A 23,227-nucleotide genomic window follows, 5' to 3' on the forward strand; every position below is an offset into this window, starting at 1 on the left:
GCACCGCCGGTGCGACCCCAAGATAACCAATCCGGCCACGGCCGGCGGAGCCTATCCATGTCTGACCTGCACCTGGCCAACAGCGACAATCCGGTGATCGATGAGCGCATCCGCGGCTTTCCGCCGGGTCACCAGCCGCTGCCGCTGGCCGCGATCGGGGAGCAGGGCTGGAAGCCCTATGATGGCGCCATGGCGCTGCCGCTGATCTCGCTCGATCAAGCGGCGTTTGCGGGCAATGTCGCCGAGATGCTGGCTTATGTGAACGATCATGCCGTCGCCATCGCGCCCCATGCCAAGACGCCGATGTCGACCGCGCTTTCGGCGGCACTGCTGGCCGCGGGGGCCTGGGGCTCGACCGTCGCCGATATCCGCCAGGCCGCCGTGTTGCTGGCCGCGGGCCAGCGCCGGCTGATCCTCGCCAATGAAGTGGGTGGTCCCGCGGCGGCGCGCCGGCTGGCGGCCATGTTGGCAGGCGACCCCGATGCGGAGATCCACCTGTTCGTGGATAGCCTTGCGCTGCTCGAGGCGCTTCGCGCCGCCTGGAGCGAGCGGGACGACCTGCCAGCGCTAGGTCTGCTGGTGGAGTTCGGCACCGGTCGCGCGGGGCTGCGCAGCGCCGATGGGGCGGGCACGATGCTCGAGGCGATCCTCGCGGCCGAAACCGCCAATTTCCGACTGTCGGGCATTGCCACCTATGAAGGGGCGGCCGCGACCGCCGACGCCAGTGAAACCCTGCAGCGCATCGAGGGGCTGATGGCGATGACGGCCGCTTTCCTGCCGCTGGTGCGGGCGCGGGTGGGCGACAGCCGGCCGCTGATCGTGACGGCCGGCGGGTCGGTCTATTTCGACCTCGTGGTCAAGGGGCTGGAAGCGGCGGTGGCGGCGGACCCCGATTGCCGGCTGGTGCTGCGCAGCGGCGCGATCTTTTTCCATGACCATGGCACCTATGAGCGTGGCATTGCCGGGCTCGATGCGCGTGAGGGATTCCGCATTGGCGGGCAGGTCCGCTCGGCCTCGAGCGGGTTCAAGCCGGCGCTGCGGCTGTGGGCCGAAGTGCTGTCGCTGCCCGAGGCGGGGCTCGCGATCTGCGGCATGGGCCTGCGCGATGTGGCGATGGACCAGGGGCTGCCGCGCCCGCTCGCCCTGTATCGCGACGGCGCGCCGGCTCAGGTCGATCTGGGCGAGGCCTCGGTGCTGCGCCTCAACGACCAGCATGCGTTTGTGGCGCTGCCCGAAGGCGTGGTGCTGCAGGTGGGGGACGTGATCGAGTTCGGCATTTCCCATCCCTGCACCTGCATCGACCGGCACGCGATCATCTACAATCTCGCGCCCGACCACACCGTCACGGGCGCCTTCCTCACCAGCTTTGGCTGAGGCGGGCTCGGGCGCTCACAGCTCGAACTGGATGGGGATGGTGAGGGTCATGCGGGACTGGGCGAGCTCGGCCGGGGGGGCGGGCACGGGCGAAGCGCGCTGGATCATGCTCATCACCGCCTCGTCGAGATCGGGATAGCCCGATGAACGCGCGATGCGGGCCGACAGCACATTGCCGCGCGGGTCGATGGAAAATTCGAGCTGCACGAGCCCTTCTTCGCGCCGGTTCTGCGCGGCGCGCGGATAGCGCTTGCGCTGGTTGAGATAGCTCACCAGCTGCGACTGCCAGCGGGCGGGCGACACGCTGGGTGCCGATGGGCGCGCGGCGGGCTGGGCGCTGGCGGCGGGCGCCGGCTTGGCGGCAGCACTGGCAGTGGGCGCAGCGGTGCGGGCTGGCGCGGTTTGGGCAGGCGGGCGCGGAGTGGTGGTCCGAGGGCGCTGGCGGCGCTCCAGCAGCCGGGCCGATTGCTGCACCGGCAACGGCGCCACCACGGCGGGCTCGGGTGCTTCCACGGACTCGGGAATGATCTCTTCCACCACGGGCTCGGGTTCGGGCAGCGGCTCTGGCTCTGGCTCTGGCTCTGGCAGGGGCTCAGGCTCGGGTTCCGGCAGGGGCTCTGGCTCTGGCTCGGGCTCAGGAGGCGGTGGCTCGATGGCCGGCTCGGGGGGCGGTTCCTCGATGATCGGCTCGGGTTCGGGCGGTGGGGGATCGACGGCTTCCTCGACCGGTTCTGGCGTGGGGGCGAGATCGGGCTCTTGGGACGGGAGTTCGGCCGGTGCGGTTTCGGGCGGGGCCGGGAGCGGCGCCAGCTCGAGCATGATGGCCTCGGGCGCGTTGCCCGCGAGCGCAAAATCTTCGGGCGGACGGTTGAGGAGCCAATAGGCGCCGGCCCCTTGCGTGCCCAGGACGACAAGAAAGGCGCCGGCCCACACCAAAACGCCGCGCCAACCGGCGCGGCCGTCATCATCGATGGGGGTTGAACCGGCGGCTGCGGTCATGGCGCGGGCGCGGCGGCAGCGACCGGCGGGGCGGTTTCGAGCCCGACCAGCGCGATCTTGAGATAGCCGGCGGCGCGCAGCAGGTTCATCAGGCCCATGAGCTCGCCATAATCGACGCTCTGGTCGGCGCGCAGGAAAATGCGGGTTTCCCGATCACTTTGCGTCAGCGTGTCGAGCGCGGTGCCGAGCGTTTCGCGCCCAACGGGGTCGTTGTCCAGCGACAGGCTCAGATCCTGGCGCAAGGTGACATAGACCGGCTCGTCGGGGCGTGGCGCCTGGGCGGCGCTCGAGGCGGGCAGATCGACATTGATGTCGACGGTAGCAAGGGGCGCCGCGACCATGAAGATGATCAGGAGGACAAGGATCACGTCGATAAACGGCGTGACGTTGATCTCGTGGGTTTCGGCGAGCTCGTCGCCCGAATTTTCGCGGATGCCGCCGGCCATGTGGGCTTACTCCGCCGCTGCGGGGTGGAGCACCCCGGGATGGTGGCGCGCGACATAGCGATGGTCGAGATCACTGCTGACGAGGCGCTCAACGGCCGCCGAAACATCGCCCAGCTGCTGGCGATAGCCGGTGATGGCGCGGGCGAAGATATTGTAAAATATGACGGCGGGAATGGCGGCGACAAGTCCCATGGCGGTGGCGAGCAGGGCCTCGGCAATGCCGGGGGCCACGACGGCGAGGCTGCTCGATTGCGCCTGCGAAATGCCGATAAACGAATTCATGATGCCCCAGACAGTGCCGAAGAGGCCCACAAAGGGCGACACCGAACCGATGCTGGCCAACACGCCGGTGCCCAGCATCAAGCGTCGGCCGGCGCTGATTTCGATGCGGTTGAGGCGCGAGGCAACCCGCTCCTTGAGCCCGCTATTGGCGGCAAAATCGATGACCTGGTGGGCGCGCGCTACTTCCTGCTGGGCAGCCTGCACGAGGCGCACACCGGCGCCGCGTCGGCCGGTGAGGGCCGTGGCTGCGTCGGCCAGCGTGGTGGAGGCCTGAACCGCGCGCAGGGTGCGGCGCAGCCGGGCCTTGGCGCCAACCAGTTCAAGGGTCTTGGCCAGCCAGACCGTCCAGGTGACGACGGACGCCAGGAGCAGGCCGATCATCACGCCTTTGACCACCCAGTCGGCAGCCATGAACATGCCCCAGGGGGAAAGGTCATGTGGCAGGTCGGCATTGACGCCAGCTTGGGGCTCTTCGGGCGCCAGCAGGTCGGCCGGAGCAGTGGCGGGAGGCGGCAGCGGCGCGGCCGTATCAACAGCTGGAGCCGGTGCCGAGGGCACGGCAGCCGGTGCTGCGGGTGTGATGGTCGTTGGCGCAACCGCTGCGGGCGGCGGGCTTGGGGGTGCTGCGTCCTGGGCGAGCGTCAAGCCGGCGCCGAGACTCCATGCCATGGCCAGGGCCAGTCCGAAGGGGGCTGCCGCAGTGCGCTTCATTTGTTGACTCTCCGTGACCAGTTTTCGGCTTCTACGAAACATGATCATGACCGTCAACAATATTGCGCGGCTTGTCCCAAGGCGCTTTGCCAGTGCTGACAAGGAGATAGCAAGACGGCCCTCGCCAACAAAAAAGGGCGGCAAGCCCGTGCTCGCCGCCTTTGGTTCTCGCCTAAAGGAAAAATCTAGAGCGTAGCGTCGAGTGCCTTGATCAGACCATCGACCTCGGCCGGGCTGTTGTAATGGGCCATCGAGACGCGCACGACGCCGCTGCTGCCCATGAGGTTGAGATATTCGGCCAGCCGGCGGGCGTGGAAATCGCCAAAGCGCACGGCGATCTTGTAGGGGTCGATGCCTTTGGCGATCTCGCCGCTATCCTTGCCATCCACGACAAAGCTGATCGTGGGCACCCGTTCGCCGGCAACAGCATGGGTGCGCCCGATGATGCGGGTGTCGTTGCGCTCGCGCAGATAGCTCAGCAATTGCTCGCCGATGATGCGCTCATGCTCGACGATCTGGCCGAATGCGGCCACGACCTTGGCGCGGTCGTCGCCCGTGCTGTTCGACTTGCCACCGAGTTCGACGAGGTAATCGACGATGCCCGCGGCACCACAGGAGAGCTCGTAATTGACATTGCCCGGCTCGAGCTTGTGGGGGACTTTGTCCTTGCCGTAAAAATAATGGTAGAGGCCGTCGAGCTCGAGCAGATGCTCATACTTGCCGTAGAGCACGGCGTGGTGGGGTCCGAACACCTTGTAAAAGCTGAAGGCGTAGTAGTCGACATCCCAGCCGGTGACATCGACCGCGCCATGGGGGGCGTAGGCGACGGCATCGACGCAAATGCGCGCGCCATGCTCATGGGTGATGCGGGCAATCTCGGCCACCGGATTGATCGTACCCAGAAGGTTCGACACATGGGTGACGGCCACGAGCTTGGTGCGCGGCCCAAAGAGAGGCAGCAGGTCTTCGATCTCGAGCTCGAAGGTTTCGCGATTGACCTCCCAGGTGCGGATGACGACGCCACGTTCCTTGAGGCTCATCCAGGGCCCGATATTGGACTCGTGATCGGCATTGGTGACGATGATCTCGTCGCCCGCGCTGAGCTGGCTGGCCATGGCGCGGGCCAGGTTCTGCAGCAAAACGGTGGTCGAGGGGCCCATGACGACTTCTTCGGGCCGGCTGGCATTGACCAGGGTCGCAATGGCGCGGCGGCTGGCTTCCACCGCTTCCTTGGCCTTGATCGAAACATCATAGGACCCGCCGGTCTGCACGTTGCGGGTAAGAAGGAAATCGGTGATCCGCTCCACCGAGCGCCCGAGGATCTGCGATCCGCCGGCATTGTCGAAAAACGCCCATTCCTTGCCCACGGCCGGAAACTGGTTGCGAACGAAATCGAGATCTAGGCTCATCTATCAAGTCTCTGGTTGGGGCGGGTGGCGTTAGTGGGCCAGCACGGCCTTGAGAAAATCTTGCGTGCGTTGCTGCTTGGGATGGTCGAACACTTCGGTTGGAGTGCCCGCTTCGATGATGCGCCCGCCTTCCATGACGATGACGCGGTCGGCGACCTGACGGGCAAAGCCCATTTCGTGGGTGACGACGATCATGGTGACCCCGGTATGGGCGAGGCCGCGCATCACATCGAGCACTTCGCCCACCATTTCGGGGTCGAGCGCGGAAGTGGGCTCGTCAAAGAGGAGCGCCTTGGGCTCCATGGCGAGGGCACGGGCAATCGCGACGCGCTGCTGCTGGCCGCCCGAAAGCTGGCCGGGATATTTGTCGGCCTGCTCGGCAATCCCCACGCGCTTGAGGAGGGTCAGTGCGCGTTCGCTGGCGGTGGCTTCATCGAGCTTGCGGGTGCGCATGGGGGCCAGCATGACATTGCGCTTGACTGTCAGATGCGGGAACAGGTTGAAGGACTGGAACACCATGCCCACATCGGCGCGCACCGCAGCCAGTTCCTTGCCGGCGCGCACCGGCACGCCGCCGACGCTGATCTCGCCGGGCCCAAACTGTTCGAGCAGGTTGACGCAGCGCACAAGGGTGGATTTGCCCGACCCGGACGGGCCGATGATGCAGACGACCTCGCCCGCCGCGATATCGAGGCTGACATTGTCGAGCGCGAGGAACTTGTCATAGGACTTCGAGACGCCCTTGATCGAGATAAACGGCGCCATCAGCGTGTTCCTGCCTTGAAACGCTTTTCGAGCTGGGACACAGCCACGACCATGGGCCACAACAGGGCCAGGTAAATGACCGCCGCGCCGATCAGCGGGGTGGGATTGGCGGCAAGCGCCTGGGCCTGGGTTGCTTGCTTGAGGAGGTCGGGCATGGCCACGACCGAAGCGAGCGCGGTGTCCTTCATCACATTGATGCAGTTGTTGGTCAGCGGCGGAATGACGATGCGCACCGCCTGGGGCAGCACCACGTCGACCATGGTGTAGCGGTAGTTGAGCCCGAGCGCCTGGGAGGCCTCGAACTGGCCCTTGGGAATGGCCTCGATGCCAGCGCGAAAGATCTCGGCGGTGTAAGCGCCCGAAACGAGGGTCAGCGCCGTCCAGGCCGCCCAGAACGAGCTGAGGCGGATGCCGACAAAGGGGAGGGCGTAATAAACGAGGATCAAGAGAACCAGGATCGGGATCGAGCGAAAGATGTCGATATAGATCTTGGCAATGAGCCCCACGATGGTCGGGCCATAAAGGCGCAGCAAGGCGACGCCGAGGCCCAGGATCAGCCCGGCGATGATACTGGCGGCGCCCAGCTGCACCGTGACCCAGAGCCCGGCCAGGAGCAGGGGCAGGCTGTCCACGAAGACGGACCAGTTGAAAAAGGTTTTGACGATATCCAACGGGCAACCCTAGCTAAGAAGAAGGGCGATGCGGCGCGAACCGCATCGCTTGAGAAGGGCTCGCCCGATCAGGGGGCCGCAGGCATGTCGAGGACGGCGACCGTCGACGTGGTGTCCTCAGGGGCAGCGCCGAACCATTTTTCGTGCAGCTCGGCAATGAAGCCCTCGCCCTTGAGTGTGGTCAGCACCGCGTTGACTTCGGTGGCCAGCGGATCGTCCTTGTTGAACATCACCGAGTATTTTTCGCCGGTGACGATGCGCTCGACCACTTTGAACTCGGGCTTGTCCTTGGTGTAGTAAAGCAGCGCCGGAATATCGCTGACATAGCCATCGATGCGGCCGGCCTGCAGGTCGAGCATGGCGGGGGTCAGGCCCTCATAGCGGCTGATACCGGCAAGCCCGAGCTTTTCGGTGTTCTCGGTGGCATAGATGTCGCCGGTCGAGGCGGTATCGACGCCAATGGTCTTGCCCTTGAGGTCGGCCGTGCCGGTGATGCCGGAGGCCGCGAGAACGGTCAGCGACTGGTCGCTGTCGTAATAGGGCTGGGCAAAGGAGACCGATTCCAGGCGCTTGTCGGTGATGGTGATCGAGGAGACCGCCATGTTGATGCGACCAGACTGCACAGCGGGGAAAAGCCCGTTGAACGGGATGTTCTCGAAGGCAACGGTCTTGCCGAGGCGATTGGCGACTTCGGTGATCAGGTCGATTTCAAAGCCGACAACGGTGCCGGACGCATCCTGAAATTCCCACGGCACATTGCCGATATTGGCGCCAACCGTCAGGTCAGCCGCCTGGCTGGCTCCGGTCAGGCCGCCAAAGGCCAGGGTTGCGAGCAGTGTAGCGGAGGCGAGAAAACTCTGTAATCTCATCGTGTATCCCCTTCTAAGGCGCCGATAGCGCTGGCATGTGTTGCAGTCACGATCCACTAGTGTACGGCAGGCCATGCCCACTCGCATGCTGGTCTGGCCGGTCTGACCGGTCTAACTTGGCGTCGATTTTTGGGCAAGATTGAATCTGTGCTTATTCGGTGATCATTGCTGGTGACGGGGCCCGACCCGCGCGCTAACGGTTGATCCACCAGCGAGTGCCCAATAGGTTCGGGGGAGTATGGCTCGGTCAAATGTCACCAGCGCTGCGGCCCAAAAGCTGCAGGAGATGATCCAGACGGGCCAGTTGCAGCCCGATCAGCAACTGCCCTCGCAGCTGGAGCTGTCGCGCCAGCTTGGCATTTCGCGTGCCTCCCTGCGCGAAACCATCTCCATGCTCGAGACCTTGGGCTTTTTGCGTATCGAGCCGGGGCGCGGCACCTTTATTGCCAGCACCACTCCCAGCGGCAGCGGCCAACTCGCCCCCCGGGGTTTAAGTGGACGCCATGACAAGCAGGATATCTACCAGACGCGGCTTTATCTCGAGAGCCTCGTGGTCAATCTCGTCGCGCCGGGCATCACCCAGGCCACGGTGGCCCGCCTCAACGAGCACACCACGTTGATGTGCGCGGCCTGGGATCGCAATGATCTTGTCGGCGTCGTGGACCATGACCGCGATTTCCACCACGCCATCTGGGCTGTTTGTCCCAACAAGCTGCTGCTCAACCTCTGCATGAGCGTTGCCGATGAATTTGCCGCCACCCGCAGCTATCCCCTGCCGGCGACACGGCCGCAGCGCTTCGCCGAATCCGCCAACGAGCATTTCGCCCTGGTGGATGCCCTGTCCCGGCATGACGGCGACCGGGCCACCGCGATCATGCAATCCCATATCCGCAACACCGCCGCCGCGGCCGGCATCGCGCTGACGCCGTTGCCGACGCCAGCCCCTTTGCCCTAACCGTGCCGAAAGAGCCCGCCATGACCCATTACGACTTGATCATTCACGGCGGCCTTGTCGTCAACGCCGATGGCCAGCAGCGCTGCGATATCGGCATTCGCGACGGGGTGATCGCGGCGCTCGGCACCGATCTGGGTACCGCGAGCGAGCAGATCGATGCCACCGGCAAGATCGTGGTGCCCGGCGGTATCGACAGCCATGTCCATATCGCCCAGCCTTCGGGCGATGGCTCGGTCATGGCCGATGATTTTGCCAGCGGCACGCTGTCGGCTGTGTGCGGGGGCACGACGACGGTGCTGCCCTTCTGCCTGCAGCAAAAGGGCCAGTCCTTGCGCGAAGTGCTCAAGGACTATCATGCTCAGGCCGAGGGCAATTGCCACGCCGATGTGAGCTTTCACCTTATCATCACCGACCCCACGCCCAATGTACTGGGCCAGGAACTGCCGGCGCTGGTGGAGGAAGGCTATACCTCCTTCAAGGTGTTTTTGACCTATGAAGGCATGCGCCTTTATGACGACGAGGTGCTCGCCACCATGGATTGCGCGCGCGAAACCGGCGCGCTGATGATGGTGCATTGCGAGAACGAGGATGCGATCCGCTACCTCATCGGCAAGCACGAGGCGCAGGCCAAGTTCGAGCCCAAATACCACGCCACGACCCGCCCGCAGGTGGTGGAGCGCGAAGCCACCCACCGCGCCATTTCGCTGGCTGAAGTGGTGGATGTGCCGGTGGTGATCGTGCATGTCTCCAATGGCCCGGCGATGCGCGAAATCCGCGCGGCCAAGGAGCGCGGCCGGGCGGTGGTGGGCGAAACCTGCCCGCAATATCTGGTGCTGACCGCCGACGATCTCGATCTCGCCGATTGGGAAGGCGCCAAATTCGTCTGCTCGCCGCCGCCGCGCGACACGCAAAGCCAGGCCGATTGCTGGGAAGGCATCGAGACGGGGGTTTTCGACATCTTCTCGTCCGACCACTGCCCGTTCCGCTATGACGATCCCAACGGCAAGCTGAGCGCTGCGGGCCAGCAGAGCTTCCGCTATATTCCCAATGGCATTCCGGGCGTGGAAACGCGCCTGCCGATCCTGTTTTCCGAAGGCGTCGCCAAAGGGCGGATCGATCTCGAGCGCTTTGTGGCGCTGAGCTCCACCAACCATGCCAAACTCTATGGGCTTTATCCCCAAAAGGGCGTGATCGCCGTGGGCTCAGACGCCGATATCGTCATCTGGGACGCAGGCAAGAGCGCCCCGATCGAGCAGGCGCGGCTCCACCATGGCGCCGATTACACGCCCTATGAGGGCCTGCACATCAATGGCTGGCCGGTGCTGTCCATGCTGCGCGGCGTCGTCGTGATGGCCGATGGCGAGCCCGCCGGCGCCGCGCCCGCCGGCCAGCATCTGGCGCGCGCCCGCTCGCCGCTGGTGGCGGTGGCCCAGGCCCAGCTCTGAGCTTGCCGGAGGGCAAGGTGCCGCAGCGCGCCGCATGGATTGCTGCGGGCGGGCACAGTCTGATAATCTTGGGTCCATGAAACTAACCGATCCATACGCCACATTGGGCGTGCCGCGCGCGGCCGACGCCAAGGCGATCAAGGCTGCCTACCGGCAAAGCGTGCGGGTCGCCCATCCCGATCGGGGTGGCGATGCTGCCCATTTCATCGCCGTGGTGCAGGCCTTTGGCATCTTGTCCAATCCCGTGGCCAAGCGCCTGTTCGACGAAACCGGCGAGATCGACGAGGCCGGTGTTCGCGATTATCGGCAGGAAGTCGTTGTCGTTCTGGCCGACATGTTTGATTCGGCCGTCAGCACCGCCCTGGGCTTGGCGCTGCCGCTCAATCGGGTCGATTTCATCGAGCAGATGAGCTCGGTGGTAAAAGCCCAGATCAGCGATGCCGAGCAAAAGCGCAAAAGCGCCGATGCCGAGATCAAGGCGCTCGAAGACCTGCGCTCGCGCATCAAGCGGCGCGATGGAGCGGCGAACCTGTTTGTGGATCGGCTCAACGAGCAGATCAAGACCAAGCTCGGCGCGCACCGGGCAGCGCTGCACCGGCTGTCGCTGCTCGAAACCGCCGCTTCCGAGCTGGCCAACTACGACTCCGAAGTGGAGCTGTTTTCCGCTCTCGGCGTGGCCTAGGCCACGCCGATTGCCGAAGCCTGGGTGCCCCCGCCGGGCGGCTTGGCTGGCGGGCTGAACGGGGGATAGCCGGTGATCACCCCGATCCAGTCGATAAAGGCGTCGGCGTCCTCATTGGCGCCATGCCCGGCATCCCAGTAAAACGCGGTATCGACATCATCGCCCAGCTTTTGCGCGGCGGCAGTGAGATTGCCGACTACGGTAAGGGCGGTGTCGGTATCCTTGGCGCCCACGCGGTACCACCAGAACTTGGCGCGGGTTGGGTTGGCTTCGCGCAGGAACGGCATCGGGTTCATCTGGATGACCTTGCCCGGCATATCGAGCGCGCGTTCGGCATTGGGGTCACCCATCGCCTCGCGGAGGCTAAAGGCGGTGAAGTGGCGCGCCTCGGTTTGATCGATCCCGAACAGGTTGTTTTCGGGGGTGGAGAGATCGAGCGCGTCAAAGGCCGGCACGCCCTTGCGGCGGGCGCCGACATGCTCGAGGAACTCTTCCCAGGTGAAATCAGCCTTGCCGCCCGACCAAGCGATGTTGGGATTGGCGGCGAGGTAGCTTTCCCGGTCCGTAGGCGAGAGACCGGCGAGATAAGCCGTGGCCGCCGGGGCCAAGTAAGTCTGCACCAGGTAATCGCCATAGGTACGCGTGGTGAGCGGCCCGAAATCGCCCAAACCTTGCAGCCCGAGCGAGGCCTGGTAACCCTCGAACAAGCCCGCCAGCGCACTCGACAGCTTGCTGTCCACCAGCGACCCCGAGGGCAGGGGATTTTGACCCCAGTTCCACTCATAGGCCATATCGGCATGTTCAAGATCGGTGATGGGGCACCAGGCGCCTGAGGCAAACATCACGTCGCTCCCCTCGGCGGCCCCCAGTTCCGCCAGCGCATCGGCATAAATGGCGTTATCGCCCGAAGCGCCGAGCAGCGCGGAAAGCGCCCCGCCGGCGCTGACGCCCGAGGACACCATCAATTTGGTGTTGCCCGGCACCCGGCCGGCATTGGCGCTGATATAGCGCGCCGCGGCCTTGAGATCGACAATGGGGGCGGGCGCGACGCCGATGTAATCGCCATTGCTGTTGGTCAGGGTGCGCCCACGCGCGCCCGGCTCCACCACCACATAGCCGGCGGCAAGTGCCAGCTTGGCATTGCTGACGCGTTGGCCGCGGTCGAGCATGGCATTGCCACCGCTTTCCACCTGCGCGCCGCCGGGAGTACCACCCGGAATGCCGCCTGGTGCCGCGCCGGGAGGCAGGCCCATGGGCGGGCTGTCATCGATGCCATTAGCATTGGCCACCGAGGAGGGCATGTAGCCACCCACGCTGTTGGCAAAGAGGATCGGCGCCTGGGACGCATCCACCGCCTGCCCATCAATGCGGATCGGCACCGAGACATTGAGGCATTGATAGGTAACGTCCACGGGCCGGGCCACATAGGGAATGGCCTTGTAGAAATGGTACACCACCTCGCGGTCGCCCGCGGCGGTGGTGATCGTGGTCGTCAGCTCGGTGAACGCCTCGGGATCGAACTGCAGGTTCGCATCCCCCTCCTGCGCCCAGGAGCGGCCGGAAAGGGCCGCCATGCTCACCGCCAGCCCGGCTCCAAGCCCAAGCTTCATCGCCTCTCTGCGCTGCATTTCCTGTCTCCAGCATAGGGTGGTGGAGAAGTAGATTCCTGCTGGGCCTGGCTCGCCAGTTAAGGTTCGGCAATCCAGATTACGATGCAGACAGCTTGGTAAGGCAACGGCGTGGGCGCTAGTTCAGCAGGTGCAGTTCGGCCGCTGCGGCATTGGCCTCGTCCATGGAGGCGTCCAGCGTTGCCTTGAGAATGCGCAGTTCAGCCTTCAAACGCGGCGACAGGTTCAGCCCCTGCCATTCGCTCAGCTTCTGCTGCCATTCGGCAACTTCGACGATCAGCTTGCGCGCGCGCTCCGCGGTTTCGGGATTGGTCTGCACCGCGGCTCGCTCGGCATTTTCGGCCAGCTCAACCAGTTCGACGGTGCTGATGACCCATTCCGGCAAGGCAGTACGAACGGTCTCGATCTGCGAGACGACCTGGTCGTCAGCTGGATAATGCTGCATGGGGAGTGTTCCTGCCGGAAGCGGCACGAATGCGTGCACTACGGGCTTTAGGTTCAACCCTCGGGGACCGCAATGGTTGCCCCTGCGTGACAATACCGCACAATTAGGGAACTTCAGCGGCACTTGCCCGCCACAAAGCTGGCGCGGGCAGGTGCAATCTGATCAAACCATCAGGGAACGGAGGCGACATGCCATTTAGCGACCACAGCCACCCCCTTTGGGAGGTGAACAACCTCAAACGTGCCCTGCATGCCGCGGGCGTCGCTTTGTGGTCCTGGAATGTCACCAGCGACGCCTTCGCCATGGATGAGCAAGCCTTTGTCCTGTGGGGGCTGCCGCCCACCAGCAAGGTGAGCTTTGAGGATCTGTCCTCGCGCATCCATCCGGCAGATCGCGATCGCGTCCGCGCCGCCTTCACCGCGACAAGGGCGATGGTCGGCGCCTATGAAATCGACTTCCGCATCTTGCTGGGCCAGGAGATCCGCTGGGTCTCGGCCCGTGGCCTCGGCAATGACGAAGGCATGCATGGCGACTTCATGTCGGGTGTGTTTCTCGATGTAACCGGGCGCAAGCAGGCCGAGGAGGGCCATGAGTTGCTGGCCGGCGAGATGAGCCACCGGGTCAAGAACCTGCTTGCCATTGCGGCGGGGCTTACGCATCTGACTTCGCGCTCCACCACTACCGTGGCCGATATGGCGCGCGAGCTCACCCAGCGCTTGTCTGCCCTCGGGCGCGCCCATGACGTGGTCCGCCCGCTGCCGGGCAACCAGGGCCGGGCTGCCCTGCTGGGCGATCTGATCGCGGTGCTGCTGGCGCCCTATGACGATTCCGGCGCCTTTAGCGGGCGCATTCGCGTCGCAGTGCCGCGCATGGGCATCGGCGAACAATCCGCCACCACCCTGGCGCTGGTGGTGCATGAGCTGGCCACCAATTCCCTCAAATACGGCGCCCTTTCGGTTGAAGCCGGCATGCTCGACATTTCGGGCAGCTCCACTGACAAGGAAGTCACCCTTGCCTGGACCGAGCGCGGCGGCCCACCCGTCAGCCCGCCCAGCCGCGAAGGCTATGGCAGCCAGCTGATCCGGCGCAGTGTTGCGGGCCAGCTTGGCGGCGCCATTCATATCGACTGGTCCGAGGAAGGCATCATCGTGACCATCACCCTGGACGCCGAACGCCTGGCGAGCTGACCGCCCCACCCGGGGCTCGTCGCCCCGGTTCACCCGTCCGATCTGGCGGCTGGCGGACTAGCGCCTTGCCATGGCCCTAGAAATCAAAGATCTCGCCTAAAAAGCCCTCGCGCTTTTTCTTGGGGCGGTAGCCGCGGTCATCGTCGCTATAACGCTGCTGCTGCTCGCGACGGTCATCATCGCCATAGCGGTGCTGCTGGCCGCGCGGCGCGTCATAGGGCTGCTGCGGCGTTGGCACCACGGGTTGTGGCGCTGCGCGCTCGATGATCTTGTCGAGTTCACCGCGATCAAGCCACACACCCCGGCATTGCGGGCAATAATCGATCTCGATCCCCTGGCGTTCGCTCATCACCAGTTCGGTGTTATCGATGGGGCACTTCATGGGCGTCTCCTGCGCGCTAAACCCCTCAGATGGGGAGCGCGTCCCCGACTTGCCAGAGACTATCTTGCCGAGGAGCGCACGTGTCGCAGCCAAGCCGTCCCCGGACCTGCCGAAATGCTGGAGGCCTCGCCCTGGAGTTGAACCAAGGATGTGAGGAGTTGCAATCCCCCGCGTGTCGCTCCGCCACGAGGCCAGCAACCTGCATAGCAAGCGCCAAATTACGGCCAAGTAAATGCGCAGGGTAAACTAGCGGTTGTTGGCGGGTCCGAGCCTCTCCATCCGGGTGCGCCCGTCCTCCATTGCCCCGGTTCACGCTGCTGGGTAGGACGGGGGTGTCGAACAATTGCAGCGACCCCATTCCTCTTGTTCCCTCAGCACAATAGCGGCGCTGCGGGCTGGCTCCTGGGCGCGACCCAGCCTAGAAAGGCTGCGTGCCGCTCCGCGCGGCGCCCAAGAACAACAAGGAAGAGCCATGACTATCGAACGCAAGCATGTCGGCCCCCGCATGAGCCTGGTTGCCATCCACGGCAATACGGTTTTCCTCGCCGGCATCACCGCCGACAAACGCGGCGGCACTTCGGTCGCCGAGCAGACCACCGAGATCCTCGAGCGCATCGACGCGCTGCTGGCCGATGCCGGCACCAGCAAGGAACAGGTCTACAAGGCCACGATCTGGCTGCGCGACATTGCGGCCTTCGATGAAATGAACGCAGTGTGGGACAAGTGGGTCGTGGCTGGCCACACCCCGGTGCGCGCCACGGTGGAAGCGCGCCTTGCTGCTCCCGACGTGCTGGTGGAAATCCAGGTGGAAGCCGCCAAGGCCTAAGGCGGCCCGTTTTTCAGCTCTCGTGCGCCATCGGGTGCGCGAGAGCCATGCTCCTTAGCGCTCGAACGCGCCAATGAAGCGCTCGCGCGAGCGCTCCAGATGGTGGCGCATCGCCGCTTCCGCAGCCTTGGCATCGCCGGCGGTCAGCGCATCGATGATCCCTTGGTGCTCCTCGAGAGCGTCGCTGGTGGCGCGTGCATGGTAGAACAATCGGAACAGATGCACATGGGTGTGCAGATTGGTCAGCGTTTCATGCACCAGCTCATTGCCGCTGCCCTGGGCGATGGCATCGTGGAAATCGCTATCGAGCCGCGCAAAGCGCCGATAAGCCTCCGCCGGCGGATCCTGTTCGGTTTCGCGCATCTCCTCGGCCAGCTTGTTCAATCCGGCCCGCGCTTCCGCGCTCATCGCCTTGGCCGCGCGTCCCGCGGCGAACGGCTCCAGCAACAAGCGCAATTCATACAGCTGCTCGAGCCGGGCACGATCGAGCTGCTCGGCGGCGCTGTAGCCCACGAGATGGGTCTTGACCACCAGCCCCTGCGCCTCGAGCCGCGATAGTGCCTCGCGGATCGGGGTTTGCGACACGCCCAGTTCACGCGCCATCCGGTCAACCGATACCCGCCCGCCTGGCGGAATCTGGCGCGACATCAGCTGCCCGTAAATGGCGTTGTAAACCTCGTCCCCCAGCCGGGTGGGCCGCTTGAGCGGGGTTGGGGCCTTGCCCATGTCGTCGGTCGAGCTCACATCCGCGTCCTTTGGCTGTGGTGGCGCGGCAAACCCCTAGCACCGAGCGCCCAGGTCTTCAAACCGGCAATAACGCAGCCCGTCCCTGCGCAGGGAACAGGCGTTCGGACGCCGCGTTCTCCCTCGACAACAAGGAGTTAAGTCCATGAGCCAGCACCCAGACGCCAAGCCTGACGAGCCCGACCACAAGCCCGGTAAGGATGCGCCCTCCACCATGCCGCCCGCCGGTCCCCATGCGCGCCCAGACCTGATCGACAACGAAAAAACCCCCGGCACCGGCTCATTGCCCGATCCGCAGGGTAGCGAAGCCGATGTAGGCAGCGACTAGGGGGTGAGCCCCTAGTCTGAACTCACGATATAGTCGTCGGGCACCTGGAACATCGCCTTGAGCACCGTGCGCGGCCCGTCGCTTGGGTAAAGCCCGCTATCATCCTGCACCACATGGTAAAGTTTTGGGTCGCGTAGCGCGCTGGCTTCCACCTGGGTGGTCGCCAATGGCTCGCGCAGGGTAATCGCTGCCGCCTCCGCATGCGAGGCCACCACCCGGGCATCGCCCGAGGAGCGCGCCCGCACCACAACTTCGCCCTGGGGGACGGCGCGACCCCAATTGGGGTCGCCTTCCCTTGCCACCGGCAACAGACGATAAACGTGAAGTTGCACTGTTCGAGCCTCCGGTTCTTGTGCCGAATTAACTGTCCTGGACCCCAGTTGTTCCCTGCGCGGGGGCGAGGTGCAGGTCATAAACGGCACTCCAGGGCTGGAGCGTATCGCCACTCACAGTGCCCTCGACCCAGAGATGGGGATGGGAGAGATCGACCCCGCTGACGGGATCGGAGCCTAGATTGGCGCTCAACACCAGCGTCGAGCCATCGCCCAGGGTCCAACTCACGCGCACCGCCTTGTCGCCCAGGATTTGGTAGCGCCCGGCATAGCCTTGCATGCCGCGAAGCCGGGGCACGATTTCCTCGCGCCGCAACGCCAGCAGGGTTCGATAAAGCGACAAATGGCTGGTGGGCCCGGCCTCGTCGGTCTCTTCCCAATCGAGCTTGCAGGCCCGGAACGTTGCCTCGGCCATCGGGTCGGGCGGCAGCCGGTCGGGCTCGCTGTCCCCGATCATATGGCGCATTTCTTCGCGGCGGCCCTTGCGGATGGCCTCGGCCAGATCCTCGCCCACATCGGTAAAGAACAGGAAGGGGCGCTTGCTGTCCCATTCCTCGCCCATGAACACCATCGGGATCTGGGGCGACAACAGATAGATCGTGGCCAGCACCCGCGTCACCGCTGCCGGCACCAGCTGGCCAATCCGCTCGCCAAAGGGGCGATTGCCGATCTGGTCATGGTTCTGGATAAAGGCGACAAAGGCGGTGCTGGGCAAAAAGGCGCTGGGCTCGCCCTTGGGCTCGCCTTCATGCGGAGTTATCTCGCCCTGATAGGCATAGCCTTCCGCGAGCGAGCGGCCGAGCAGGTCGGTGCGCCCTTCATAATTTTCGTAATACCAGAACTTTTCGCCCGTCGCCGCGACATGGAGGCAATGATGCACGTCGTCATTCCATTGTGCATCATAGAGCCACGGTCCCCCATGCCAGCCGCGCTTGAACCAGCCGGCCTGGTTCTTGGAATTCTCCTGCACCAGATGGATATAGCGCCCGTCGGTGGCGGCCCGGGTCTGCTCGGCCAGGTCCTGCAGCATATGCTTGGGGCCGGTATCCTGGATCGCATGCACCGCATCGAACCGCAGGCCATCGAAGCGATATTCGTTGATCCAGAAGCGGGCATTGGCAAAGACGATGTCGCGCACCGTATGGGCGCCTTCATCATCGTAATTAAGGGCGGCGCCCCAGGGGGTCTTGTGCTTTTCGGTCATCACCGGGGCATAGGCGGGCAGGTAATTCCCCTTGGGCCCGAAATGGTTGTAGATGACGTCGGCAAACATCATCAGGCCGCGTTCATGGGCGGCATCCACCAGGGCCTTGAGATCATCGGGGTGGCCATAGCTGGCATCGGGCGCGAACAGCATCGCCCCGTCATAGCCCCAGTTCCAATCGCCCTTGAATTCGGCCAGCGGCAGCAGCTGGATCGCTGTCACGCCCAGCTCCACCAGATAATCGAGCTTGTCGATTGCCGCCCGGAAGGTGCCTTGCTCGGTGAAGGTGCCGATATGGAGCTGGTAAAAGACGGCTTCTTCCCAAGGGCGGCCGCGCCATCCAAGGTCGCGCCATTCATAGGAAAGCGGATCGAGCACTTCGCTGGGCCCGTCCACATCCTGGGGCTGGTAGCGCGATGCCGGGTCGGGCACTTCGAGCGCGCCGTCGATGGCAAACATGTAGCGTGTGCCGGGGCCCACGCCGGGCACTTCGAGCTCGAACCAGCCGCGCTCGCTCGCCATCATAGGCAGGGTTTTCCCGCCGATCAGCCTGAGCTCGACGCGTTGCGCCTGGGGTGCCCACAGCCGGAAGCGCACGCCCGATCCGGTGATCTGGGTGCCGAACTTCATTTCCTGTTCGCGGCGGATGGTCTTGTGGGCGGGGACGGCCATTTGGTTCATCGGGAATCCTCTTTTGCCAGCAACGTCTGAGGAGCCCAATTGGCTGATGTCACTCACCTAGATTGATCCTCCGCTTCATCGCGCGTTTCGAGCTTGACGGTCAGCACTACCGGACCCTGGCTGCCATCGCGGATCTGCACGGAAAGCTCGGTGGTTTGGGAGTCGCGAAACGCGTCGCGCACCATGTCGGACAGGGTGCGGCGAGCCATGCCCACCGCCACATCCATGTTTTCCAGTTCGAGCCCGGCATCGTCGCGGAACAGGCCGTCGCTGTCGTGAATATCGAAAAAGAAGCGCGGCATCGCGTTTCACCGTGGTTCTTTGCCGGGCAGGCCGGCATGTGTTGGGATCACGGATCAGGCTCCCGTTTGGCTTGCACTAGATATGGGTCAGCTCCTGCCGCGCTTGCGGGCTCGCCCGAGCAGCCAGGCTGCCGGAGCCGAAAAGGCGAGGCTGCTCCAGGGCAGGGGCCGGCGCTCGGCCGGCGGCTTGGGTGGTTTTTCCAGCTTCTTGCGGTCCCACGGCCAGACCCGCCCCACATGGTCGGCCATATGGGCACCGCGTTCGCCCAGCGGCTTTTCGGGGCCGGTGGTGGAGTCGCGCGCGGTCTGGTGCTCCACTTCCGAGTTGAGCTCGGCCCCGAGGATCACGAGGGTCACCGAAATCCACAGCCAGGTCAAAAGCGCGATCAGGGCCCCAAGCGAGCCGTAGGTGCGGTTGTAGTCGCTGAAATTGGTGACATACCAGGAAAAGGCGATAGAGGTCGCTCCGAGCAACACCACGGCCAGAACGGCGCCCGGGGTGATCCAGCGCCATTTGGCTTCCTCGCGGCTGGGTCCCCAGCGATAAATGGCTGCGATGCTCAGCCAGACCACCAGGAGCATCACGGCATAAGAAGCGACCCGCACCACCCATTCAAACCCGCCGGTAGTCGGCAACAGGGCAATAATGGCGGGCAGGATCACCACCGTCGCCAGCACCATGATCGCTGCCACGGCGCCACCCAGGGTGAACAACAGGGCAATCAGTTGGAGCTTGAGGAAAGGGCGGCGCTCCTGCTCGTGATAAGCAATGTTCATTGCCTCGAACATGGCCTTGACGCCAGCGCTCGCGCTCCAAAGCGCAATGGCGGTGGAGATCACAAGGGTAAAACTGAGGGTGCGGCTGCTTTCCGTGGTGAGACGCGTCAGCTGGTCCCGGATGATTTCGAGCCCGCCCGGGGGCACCAGCCCCACCAGCAGATCGACCTGGTTGGCAACATCGGTGGTGCTGTTGAACAGGCCATAGATCGCGACCACGGAGGTCAGCGTCGGCACCAGCGCCAGCAGCATGTAAAAGGTGACGCCGGCGGAGGTGAGCAGGATCCGGTCATTATTGATGGACCGGAACAGGCGGTAGAGAATGTCTTTCCAGCCTGCGGCTGGGATCTCGGTGGGCGCAGCAGCGTCTCGCCCCCGACCTTGTTGACCGGCGTAAAGCGATGACGTGTCTTGCATTCTTCCCCCCAAAGAGGAAGGCGGTTACCCGCCTTCCCTTGTTTTTCTTTCGGTCAGGTCGTCGACTCTCCGGTCGAGCCCTGGCCAGTCGAGGACTGCCCGGTCGAAGAGGTGGTAGCGGTCCCAGCCACGTTGGAAACGCCTTCCTTGGCCTGCTGGTAGATTTCGCCAGCCTTGCCGGTCGCGGTTTCATAAAGCTCGGTCGCCTTTTCGCGGCCCTGCTCATAAACCTGGCTGGCCTGCTCGCCGGCCATGGCCTTGAGCTGGTCGGCACTTTCACCCAACAGCGCGTCTTCCTGCTCGGTATGGGGCAGGGTGGCGGCAAGGGCGGCACCGGCGGCAAAAGCCAGGGCGCCGGCAACCAGGGGCTGCTCACGGAACTGGTCCATCAGCGTGTGGTTGAGCGAGCCCGCCTGGTGGCGGATCGCCGAACCGGCATGACCGGCCTGGCTGCGGATGGCACTGCCGGCATGGCCTGCCTGGCTGCGCAGCCCGCTGGCGGCACTGCCGGCATGGCTCGCACCCGAGCTCAGCGCGTCGCGGGCATCATGGAGCTTGCGACGAGCCTGGCGCCAGGTATGGGAGGCCCAGCCCGTAGCCGCATCGAGCAGATTGCCCGCTTCGTCACGGAAATGCTGCACCTGCTGGCCGCCGGCATCGGCGAAGCCCTTGAAGCGATTGCCCGCCTCATCCATGAAGTGGCCGGCGCGCTGGCCCGTCTTGTCGGTCAGGGCGCGGAACTTCTTGCCGGAATCGTCGGTGAACTCGCTGTAGTTGCGGCCAGCATCGTCGCTGACGCTGCCCAGCCGCTGCATGCTCGAGCCCGAGATCGTGGCGACGGGATAGTCTTCGTCGTCATAGAACTCTTCCTCGATATAAACGCTTTCGGTGTCGTAGTCCGTGGCGCCATAGCCGCGACGCGCATTGATGCTGTCATCCCAGGCATCGTCGCCATAGGCGCGGGTGGTCGTTGTCCGCTCCGATTTGGACGAACCGCCGGGCTTGGCCATCAGCCAGGCCAGGCTCACGCCCAGCAAGGCCACTGGCAGGGGATTGGCGGTCACGCTGCGCTGCAGCGAGCCGATGAACTCGCCACCGCCGCCTTTGGTGTAAGCCATGAACTCGTCGACCAACTGGCCGGGCGAAAGGCGATCGGCGATCTGGTCGATGCGGTTTTCGACCTGGTTGCGCTGCATGTCGATTTCGCGCTGGAGTTCGGCCGAGCTTTTGTTGTCGTCATCGTAAGCCATTAGAGTCTCTCCTTGACCACATCGGCGTCACGGCCAAGCGAAGAGGCCGTGCGCTCCATTTTGAGGTTGCTGGCCTTGAGGGCATTAAGCCCGCGGTTCACCAGCACATAAGCGATGATGCCGACCACCACGGTGACGATGATCGCCCCGATGGAAGTGGCCATGGTCTCGTCCATGCCCTGCGCCTCGAAGAACGCTGCAATCAGCGACACGAGGAACGAGAGGAACACGCCCAGCGCGCCCAGTGCCAGAACGGCACCGGCGAGGAGGAACACGACCCCGCCCATGGTCTGGGAGAACTTTTCCGAGGCCTCGGCCTTGGCCAGCTGGATTTCCTTGTGGAACAGGTTCGAGATGTCGCCGGCAAGGCCGCCGATCAGCTCGGATAGTGGCCGGCTGTCATTGACGTTAGACATTATCCTTCTCCCCATTCTGGGTGGTCGAACCACCCGTGGAACCCGAGCCGTAGCCGCTGCCCGAGCCTAGGCCCGAACCCGAAGTGCTGCCGCCGGTCGAACCATAGGAACTGCCGGTGCCGGGGGTGGAACCATAGCTGGAGCCGGTGCCCGAACCCGTGCCGCCGGTCGAGCCATAGCTGGAGCCGGTGCTGCCGGTCGAACCGGTGCTGCCGGTGGAGCCATAGCCGCTGCTGCCCGTGCCATAACCGCTCGAACCCGTGCCCGAACCGCTGCCGCCGGTGGCAAAACCGCCCGAGCTGGCATAGCTTGAGGAATTGCCGGTATAGCCGGTTTCACCCGAAGTCTGCCCGCCCGTACCGCTGCGGCGGTTGGCGGAAGCCAGCACAAAGCGGCTGGCCACAAAGCCGGCCAGGGCTGCAACGCCCAGGAAGGCCAGCGGCTGGCGGCGGCCGAAGTCCTGGGCCATGCCCACGAGGTCGTCGACATTCTTGTTCTGGACCGTTTCGGATGCGCGATTAAGGCCATTGGCCAGGTCGCGGACATAGCCCGAAATGGTGCTCTGCTGGTCGTTGTCGAGTTCATCGGCAACCCGCGTCACGGCCGAGGCAATGCCGCTGAGCTGGCCCGCGGCCATGTCCTTTTGCTCGCTGGCAAAGGAGCGGGCCTTTTCCGTCGCGGCGCCAAGCTGTTCCTGCGCCTGGCCCTTGAGGTTGCGCACTTCTTCGGCCGCGCGCTGAGCGACCGCGTCAAGTTCGCTCTTGGCGGTTTCCTTGACCGCAGCAAAATCGTGCTTGGCCTGTTCTTGAGCTGCGCTCAGGTCCTGCTTGGCCTGATCGGGGACGATCCCCGCGGCGCCGCCGGTGCTCGATGTCTGGTCTGCTGAGAATTGACTAGGATCTTGGGGGCTCATCGCTCCGACTCCTTTAGGTTCTAGAGAACGTCGCCTTGGCCGCTCCGTGGCCGACGTCAAGTGAGCACACAATGCCGCGAGCGGACGGAAGTTCCCTTAATTGTCTTGAAATTACAGTAGGTTATTGCAACATGCGCAAGCCGGCAGCCCCGCCGCGTGGGCGGCCTGCCGGCTTGATTTTAGTCCCCTGCTAGGGCTCAGGCGGCCTTGGCGTTGGCTTCGCCGGTGGCGAGCGTCGTCAGCTTCTTGTCGGTCGCTTCTTCTTCGCCCAGCGTGGTCTCGAGCAGCTTGGCCGCGTCGGTCATCCCCAGCTGCTGGGCCCAGGTGCGCAGCGTGCCGTAACGGGCCATTTCATAGTGCTCGACGGCCTGTGCCGCCGCGATCAGGCCGGCATCCAGCGCCTGCGTGCCCTTGAACTCGTCCATGATGGACTTGCCTTCCTCGATGATCCCGAGAATGGCGTCGCAGGTCTTGCCGCGCGCGGGCTTACCGAGCAATTCGAAGATCTGCTCGAGGCGTTCGATATGCACGTCGGTTTCATCGCGGTGCTGTTCGAAGCCGGCAGCAAGTTCGGGCGACTGGGCAGCCTTGGCCATCTTAGGCAGAGTTTTTACAATCTGCTTTTCGGCGTAGTAGATGTCCTTGAGCGTATCGAGAAACAAATCGTTAAGATTCTTTTCTTCAGCCATGTTGATTTCCTCGGTTAATTTGCCTTGTGGCGTTCGGGGACTCAATCGGAACGACCCCCAATTGGTTCCCCCCGAGAACACGGGTTTGCGACAACAGA

The 23,227-nt window shown here is 64.4% G+C and carries 26 protein-coding genes; 7 read left to right on the forward strand and 19 right to left on the reverse strand.

The window, feature by feature from the left end:
- The first annotated feature begins 57 nt into the window (after positions 1-57).
- Entirely contained in the window at positions 58-1,374 is a 1,317-nt protein-coding gene (locus HRU92_RS17235) for an alanine racemase (RefSeq protein ID WP_173088778.1), read from the forward strand.
- A 15-nt stretch (positions 1,375-1,389) separates the two neighbouring features.
- Here HRU92_RS17235 and HRU92_RS17240 read toward each other — a convergent pair whose 3' ends face one another.
- The 7 genes from HRU92_RS17240 to HRU92_RS17270 all read right to left on the reverse strand — a co-directional run bounded on the left by HRU92_RS17240 (position 1,390) and on the right by HRU92_RS17270 (position 7,526).
- Positions 1,390-2,373, reverse strand: a complete 984-nt coding sequence (locus HRU92_RS17240; RefSeq protein WP_172122324.1) for an energy transducer TonB — start codon at positions 2,371-2,373, stop codon at positions 1,390-1,392.
- Positions 2,370-2,819 (reverse strand): TonB system transport protein ExbD, encoded by a 450-nt coding sequence (gene exbD, locus HRU92_RS17245; RefSeq protein WP_172122326.1) that lies wholly within the window; start codon positions 2,817-2,819, stop codon positions 2,370-2,372. The genes HRU92_RS17240 and exbD overlap by 4 nt, the downstream gene beginning before the upstream one ends.
- A gap of 6 nt (positions 2,820-2,825) precedes the next feature.
- Entirely contained in the window at positions 2,826-3,812 is a 987-nt protein-coding gene (gene exbB, locus HRU92_RS17250; RefSeq protein WP_172122328.1) for a tonB-system energizer ExbB, read from the reverse strand.
- Between the two features lie 185 nt (positions 3,813-3,997).
- Positions 3,998-5,221 (reverse strand): cysteine desulfurase-like protein, encoded by a 1,224-nt coding sequence (locus HRU92_RS17255; RefSeq protein ID WP_172122330.1) that lies wholly within the window; start codon positions 5,219-5,221, stop codon positions 3,998-4,000.
- Positions 5,222-5,251: 30 nt separating this feature from the next.
- Complete coding sequence (locus HRU92_RS17260; RefSeq protein ID WP_172122332.1) at positions 5,252-5,986, reverse strand: amino acid ABC transporter ATP-binding protein; 735 nt, start codon at positions 5,984-5,986, stop codon at positions 5,252-5,254.
- Entirely contained in the window at positions 5,986-6,657 is a 672-nt protein-coding gene (locus HRU92_RS17265; protein WP_172122334.1) for an amino acid ABC transporter permease, read from the reverse strand. Before HRU92_RS17265 ends, HRU92_RS17260 begins: the two co-directional genes overlap by 1 nt.
- A 68-nt stretch (positions 6,658-6,725) precedes the next feature.
- The gene (locus HRU92_RS17270; protein ID WP_173088780.1) at positions 6,726-7,526 is read right to left on the reverse strand and encodes a transporter substrate-binding domain-containing protein; all 801 of its coding nucleotides are present in this window, start codon (positions 7,524-7,526) and stop codon (positions 6,726-6,728) included.
- A 238-nt stretch (positions 7,527-7,764) separates the two neighbouring features.
- On the opposite strand from HRU92_RS17270, the gene HRU92_RS17275 reads away from it, so the two are divergent.
- From HRU92_RS17275 to HRU92_RS17285, 3 genes are all read left to right on the forward strand, one after another.
- Positions 7,765-8,481: an FCD domain-containing protein gene (locus tag HRU92_RS17275; RefSeq protein ID WP_172122337.1), complete on the forward strand. Its 717-nt coding sequence runs from the start codon at positions 7,765-7,767 to the stop codon at positions 8,479-8,481.
- Positions 8,482-8,501: 20 nt separating this feature from the next.
- Positions 8,502-9,926 (forward strand): dihydropyrimidinase, encoded by a 1,425-nt coding sequence (gene hydA, locus HRU92_RS17280; protein ID WP_173088782.1) that lies wholly within the window; start codon positions 8,502-8,504, stop codon positions 9,924-9,926.
- Between the two features lie 76 nt (positions 9,927-10,002).
- On the forward strand, positions 10,003-10,608 hold the full coding sequence (locus tag HRU92_RS17285) for a J domain-containing protein (protein ID WP_210259534.1): 606 nt from the start codon (positions 10,003-10,005) through the stop codon (positions 10,606-10,608).
- Here HRU92_RS17285 and HRU92_RS17290 read toward each other — a convergent pair.
- Positions 10,605-12,236 (reverse strand): subtype B tannase, encoded by a 1,632-nt coding sequence (locus tag HRU92_RS17290; protein WP_210258507.1) that lies wholly within the window; start codon positions 12,234-12,236, stop codon positions 10,605-10,607. The genes HRU92_RS17285 and HRU92_RS17290 overlap by 4 nt on opposite strands.
- 118 nt (positions 12,237-12,354) lie before the next feature.
- Positions 12,355-12,681, reverse strand: coding sequence for a hypothetical protein (locus tag HRU92_RS17295; protein ID WP_127751868.1), 327 nt, complete (start codon positions 12,679-12,681; stop codon positions 12,355-12,357).
- Between the two features lie 188 nt (positions 12,682-12,869).
- Here HRU92_RS17295 and HRU92_RS17300 point away from each other — a divergent pair, with 188 nt between their 5' ends.
- Complete coding sequence (locus tag HRU92_RS17300) at positions 12,870-13,868, forward strand: sensor histidine kinase (RefSeq protein WP_127751869.1); 999 nt, start codon at positions 12,870-12,872, stop codon at positions 13,866-13,868.
- Positions 13,869-13,944: 76 nt separating this feature from the next.
- On the opposite strand, the gene HRU92_RS17305 is transcribed toward HRU92_RS17300, so the two are convergent.
- Positions 13,945-14,250: a zf-TFIIB domain-containing protein gene (locus HRU92_RS17305; RefSeq protein ID WP_127751870.1), complete on the reverse strand. Its 306-nt coding sequence runs from the start codon at positions 14,248-14,250 to the stop codon at positions 13,945-13,947.
- A gap of 472 nt (positions 14,251-14,722) precedes the next feature.
- On the opposite strand from HRU92_RS17305, the gene HRU92_RS17310 reads away from it, so the two are divergent.
- Positions 14,723-15,076 (forward strand): RidA family protein, encoded by a 354-nt coding sequence (locus tag HRU92_RS17310; RefSeq protein ID WP_172122340.1) that lies wholly within the window; start codon positions 14,723-14,725, stop codon positions 15,074-15,076.
- Between the two features lie 54 nt (positions 15,077-15,130).
- Here the strand turns inward: HRU92_RS17310 and HRU92_RS17315 are convergent, their stop codons facing one another.
- The gene (locus HRU92_RS17315) at positions 15,131-15,820 is read right to left on the reverse strand and encodes a GntR family transcriptional regulator (protein ID WP_349236667.1); all 690 of its coding nucleotides are present in this window, start codon (positions 15,818-15,820) and stop codon (positions 15,131-15,133) included.
- 145 nt (positions 15,821-15,965) lie between these two features.
- Between HRU92_RS17315 and HRU92_RS17320 the strand changes: the two genes are divergently transcribed.
- Positions 15,966-16,148: a hypothetical protein gene (locus tag HRU92_RS17320; RefSeq protein WP_172122341.1), complete on the forward strand. Its 183-nt coding sequence runs from the start codon at positions 15,966-15,968 to the stop codon at positions 16,146-16,148.
- Positions 16,149-16,159: 11 nt separating this feature from the next.
- Here the strand turns inward: HRU92_RS17320 and HRU92_RS17325 are convergent, their stop codons facing one another.
- The 8 genes from HRU92_RS17325 to HRU92_RS17360 all read right to left on the reverse strand — a co-directional run bounded on the left by HRU92_RS17325 (position 16,160) and on the right by HRU92_RS17360 (position 23,129).
- Positions 16,160-16,480, reverse strand: a complete 321-nt coding sequence (locus tag HRU92_RS17325; protein ID WP_127751873.1) for a hypothetical protein — start codon at positions 16,478-16,480, stop codon at positions 16,160-16,162.
- Positions 16,481-16,508: 28 nt separating this feature from the next.
- Entirely contained in the window at positions 16,509-18,365 is a 1,857-nt protein-coding gene (treZ, locus tag HRU92_RS17330; RefSeq protein ID WP_172122342.1) for a malto-oligosyltrehalose trehalohydrolase, read from the reverse strand.
- A 53-nt stretch (positions 18,366-18,418) separates the two neighbouring features.
- Entirely contained in the window at positions 18,419-18,667 is a 249-nt protein-coding gene (locus HRU92_RS17335) for a hypothetical protein (RefSeq protein WP_172122343.1), read from the reverse strand.
- Positions 18,668-18,754: 87 nt separating this feature from the next.
- A complete protein-coding gene (locus HRU92_RS17340; RefSeq protein WP_172122344.1) occupies positions 18,755-19,861 on the reverse strand; it encodes a YihY/virulence factor BrkB family protein in 1,107 nt (368 codons plus the stop codon).
- Between the two features lie 53 nt (positions 19,862-19,914).
- Positions 19,915-21,111 carry a DUF3618 domain-containing protein gene (locus HRU92_RS17345; RefSeq protein ID WP_172122345.1) on the reverse strand — a complete coding sequence of 399 codons (1,197 nt, stop codon included), beginning with the start codon at positions 21,109-21,111 and terminating at the stop codon, positions 19,915-19,917.
- Positions 21,111-21,527: a phage holin family protein gene (locus tag HRU92_RS17350; RefSeq protein ID WP_127751878.1), complete on the reverse strand. Its 417-nt coding sequence runs from the start codon at positions 21,525-21,527 to the stop codon at positions 21,111-21,113. The genes HRU92_RS17345 and HRU92_RS17350 overlap by 1 nt, the downstream gene beginning before the upstream one ends.
- Positions 21,520-22,440: a hypothetical protein gene (locus tag HRU92_RS17355; protein ID WP_127751879.1), complete on the reverse strand. Its 921-nt coding sequence runs from the start codon at positions 22,438-22,440 to the stop codon at positions 21,520-21,522. The genes HRU92_RS17350 and HRU92_RS17355 overlap by 8 nt, the downstream gene beginning before the upstream one ends.
- 197 nt (positions 22,441-22,637) lie before the next feature.
- Positions 22,638-23,129, reverse strand: a complete 492-nt coding sequence (locus HRU92_RS17360) for a ferritin-like domain-containing protein (protein ID WP_127751880.1) — start codon at positions 23,127-23,129, stop codon at positions 22,638-22,640.
- Positions 23,130-23,227: the final 98 nt, after the last annotated feature.

The sequence above is a fragment of the Devosia sp. 1635 genome, from assembly GCF_013185955.1.
Taxonomy (GTDB): Bacteria; Pseudomonadota; Alphaproteobacteria; order Rhizobiales; family Devosiaceae; genus Devosia.

Bases quoted from the DNA above. Each gene is read 5' to 3' on its own strand.
- HRU92_RS17350 (WP_127751878.1), bottom strand. From the start codon at position 21,527: ATGTCTAACGTCAATGACAGCCGGCCACTATCCGAGCTGATCGGCGGC.
- HRU92_RS17335 (WP_172122343.1), bottom strand. From the start codon at position 18,667: ATGCCGCGCTTCTTTTTCGATATTCACGACAGCGACGGCCTGTTCCGC.
- HRU92_RS17295 (WP_127751868.1), bottom strand. From the start codon at position 12,681: ATGCAGCATTATCCAGCTGACGACCAGGTCGTCTCGCAGATCGAGACC.
- HRU92_RS17340 (WP_172122344.1), bottom strand. From the start codon at position 19,861: ATGCAAGACACGTCATCGCTTTACGCCGGTCAACAAGGTCGGGGGCGA.
- exbB (WP_172122328.1), bottom strand. From the start codon at position 3,812: ATGAAGCGCACTGCGGCAGCCCCCTTCGGACTGGCCCTGGCCATGGCA.
- hydA (WP_173088782.1), top strand. From the start codon at position 8,502: ATGACCCATTACGACTTGATCATTCACGGCGGCCTTGTCGTCAACGCC.
- HRU92_RS17310 (WP_172122340.1), top strand. From the start codon at position 14,723: ATGACTATCGAACGCAAGCATGTCGGCCCCCGCATGAGCCTGGTTGCC.
- HRU92_RS17240 (WP_172122324.1), bottom strand. From the start codon at position 2,373: ATGACCGCAGCCGCCGGTTCAACCCCCATCGATGATGACGGCCGCGCC.
- HRU92_RS17345 (WP_172122345.1), bottom strand. From the start codon at position 21,111: ATGGCTTACGATGACGACAACAAAAGCTCGGCCGAACTCCAGCGCGAA.
- HRU92_RS17290 (WP_210258507.1), bottom strand. From the start codon at position 12,236: ATGCAGCGCAGAGAGGCGATGAAGCTTGGGCTTGGAGCCGGGCTGGCG.
- HRU92_RS17320 (WP_172122341.1), top strand. From the start codon at position 15,966: ATGAGCCAGCACCCAGACGCCAAGCCTGACGAGCCCGACCACAAGCCC.
- HRU92_RS17300 (WP_127751869.1), top strand. From the start codon at position 12,870: ATGCCATTTAGCGACCACAGCCACCCCCTTTGGGAGGTGAACAACCTC.
- HRU92_RS17260 (WP_172122332.1), bottom strand. From the start codon at position 5,986: ATGGCGCCGTTTATCTCGATCAAGGGCGTCTCGAAGTCCTATGACAAG.
- HRU92_RS17235 (WP_173088778.1), top strand. From the start codon at position 58: ATGTCTGACCTGCACCTGGCCAACAGCGACAATCCGGTGATCGATGAG.
- HRU92_RS17355 (WP_127751879.1), bottom strand. From the start codon at position 22,440: ATGAGCCCCCAAGATCCTAGTCAATTCTCAGCAGACCAGACATCGAGC.
- HRU92_RS17275 (WP_172122337.1), top strand. From the start codon at position 7,765: ATGGCTCGGTCAAATGTCACCAGCGCTGCGGCCCAAAAGCTGCAGGAG.
- HRU92_RS17305 (WP_127751870.1), bottom strand. From the start codon at position 14,250: ATGAAGTGCCCCATCGATAACACCGAACTGGTGATGAGCGAACGCCAG.
- exbD (WP_172122326.1), bottom strand. From the start codon at position 2,819: ATGGCCGGCGGCATCCGCGAAAATTCGGGCGACGAGCTCGCCGAAACC.
- HRU92_RS17285 (WP_210259534.1), top strand. From the start codon at position 10,003: ATGAAACTAACCGATCCATACGCCACATTGGGCGTGCCGCGCGCGGCC.
- HRU92_RS17255 (WP_172122330.1), bottom strand. From the start codon at position 5,221: ATGAGCCTAGATCTCGATTTCGTTCGCAACCAGTTTCCGGCCGTGGGC.
- HRU92_RS17270 (WP_173088780.1), bottom strand. From the start codon at position 7,526: ATGAGATTACAGAGTTTTCTCGCCTCCGCTACACTGCTCGCAACCCTG.
- treZ (WP_172122342.1), bottom strand. From the start codon at position 18,365: ATGAACCAAATGGCCGTCCCCGCCCACAAGACCATCCGCCGCGAACAG.
- HRU92_RS17360 (WP_127751880.1), bottom strand. From the start codon at position 23,129: ATGGCTGAAGAAAAGAATCTTAACGATTTGTTTCTCGATACGCTCAAG.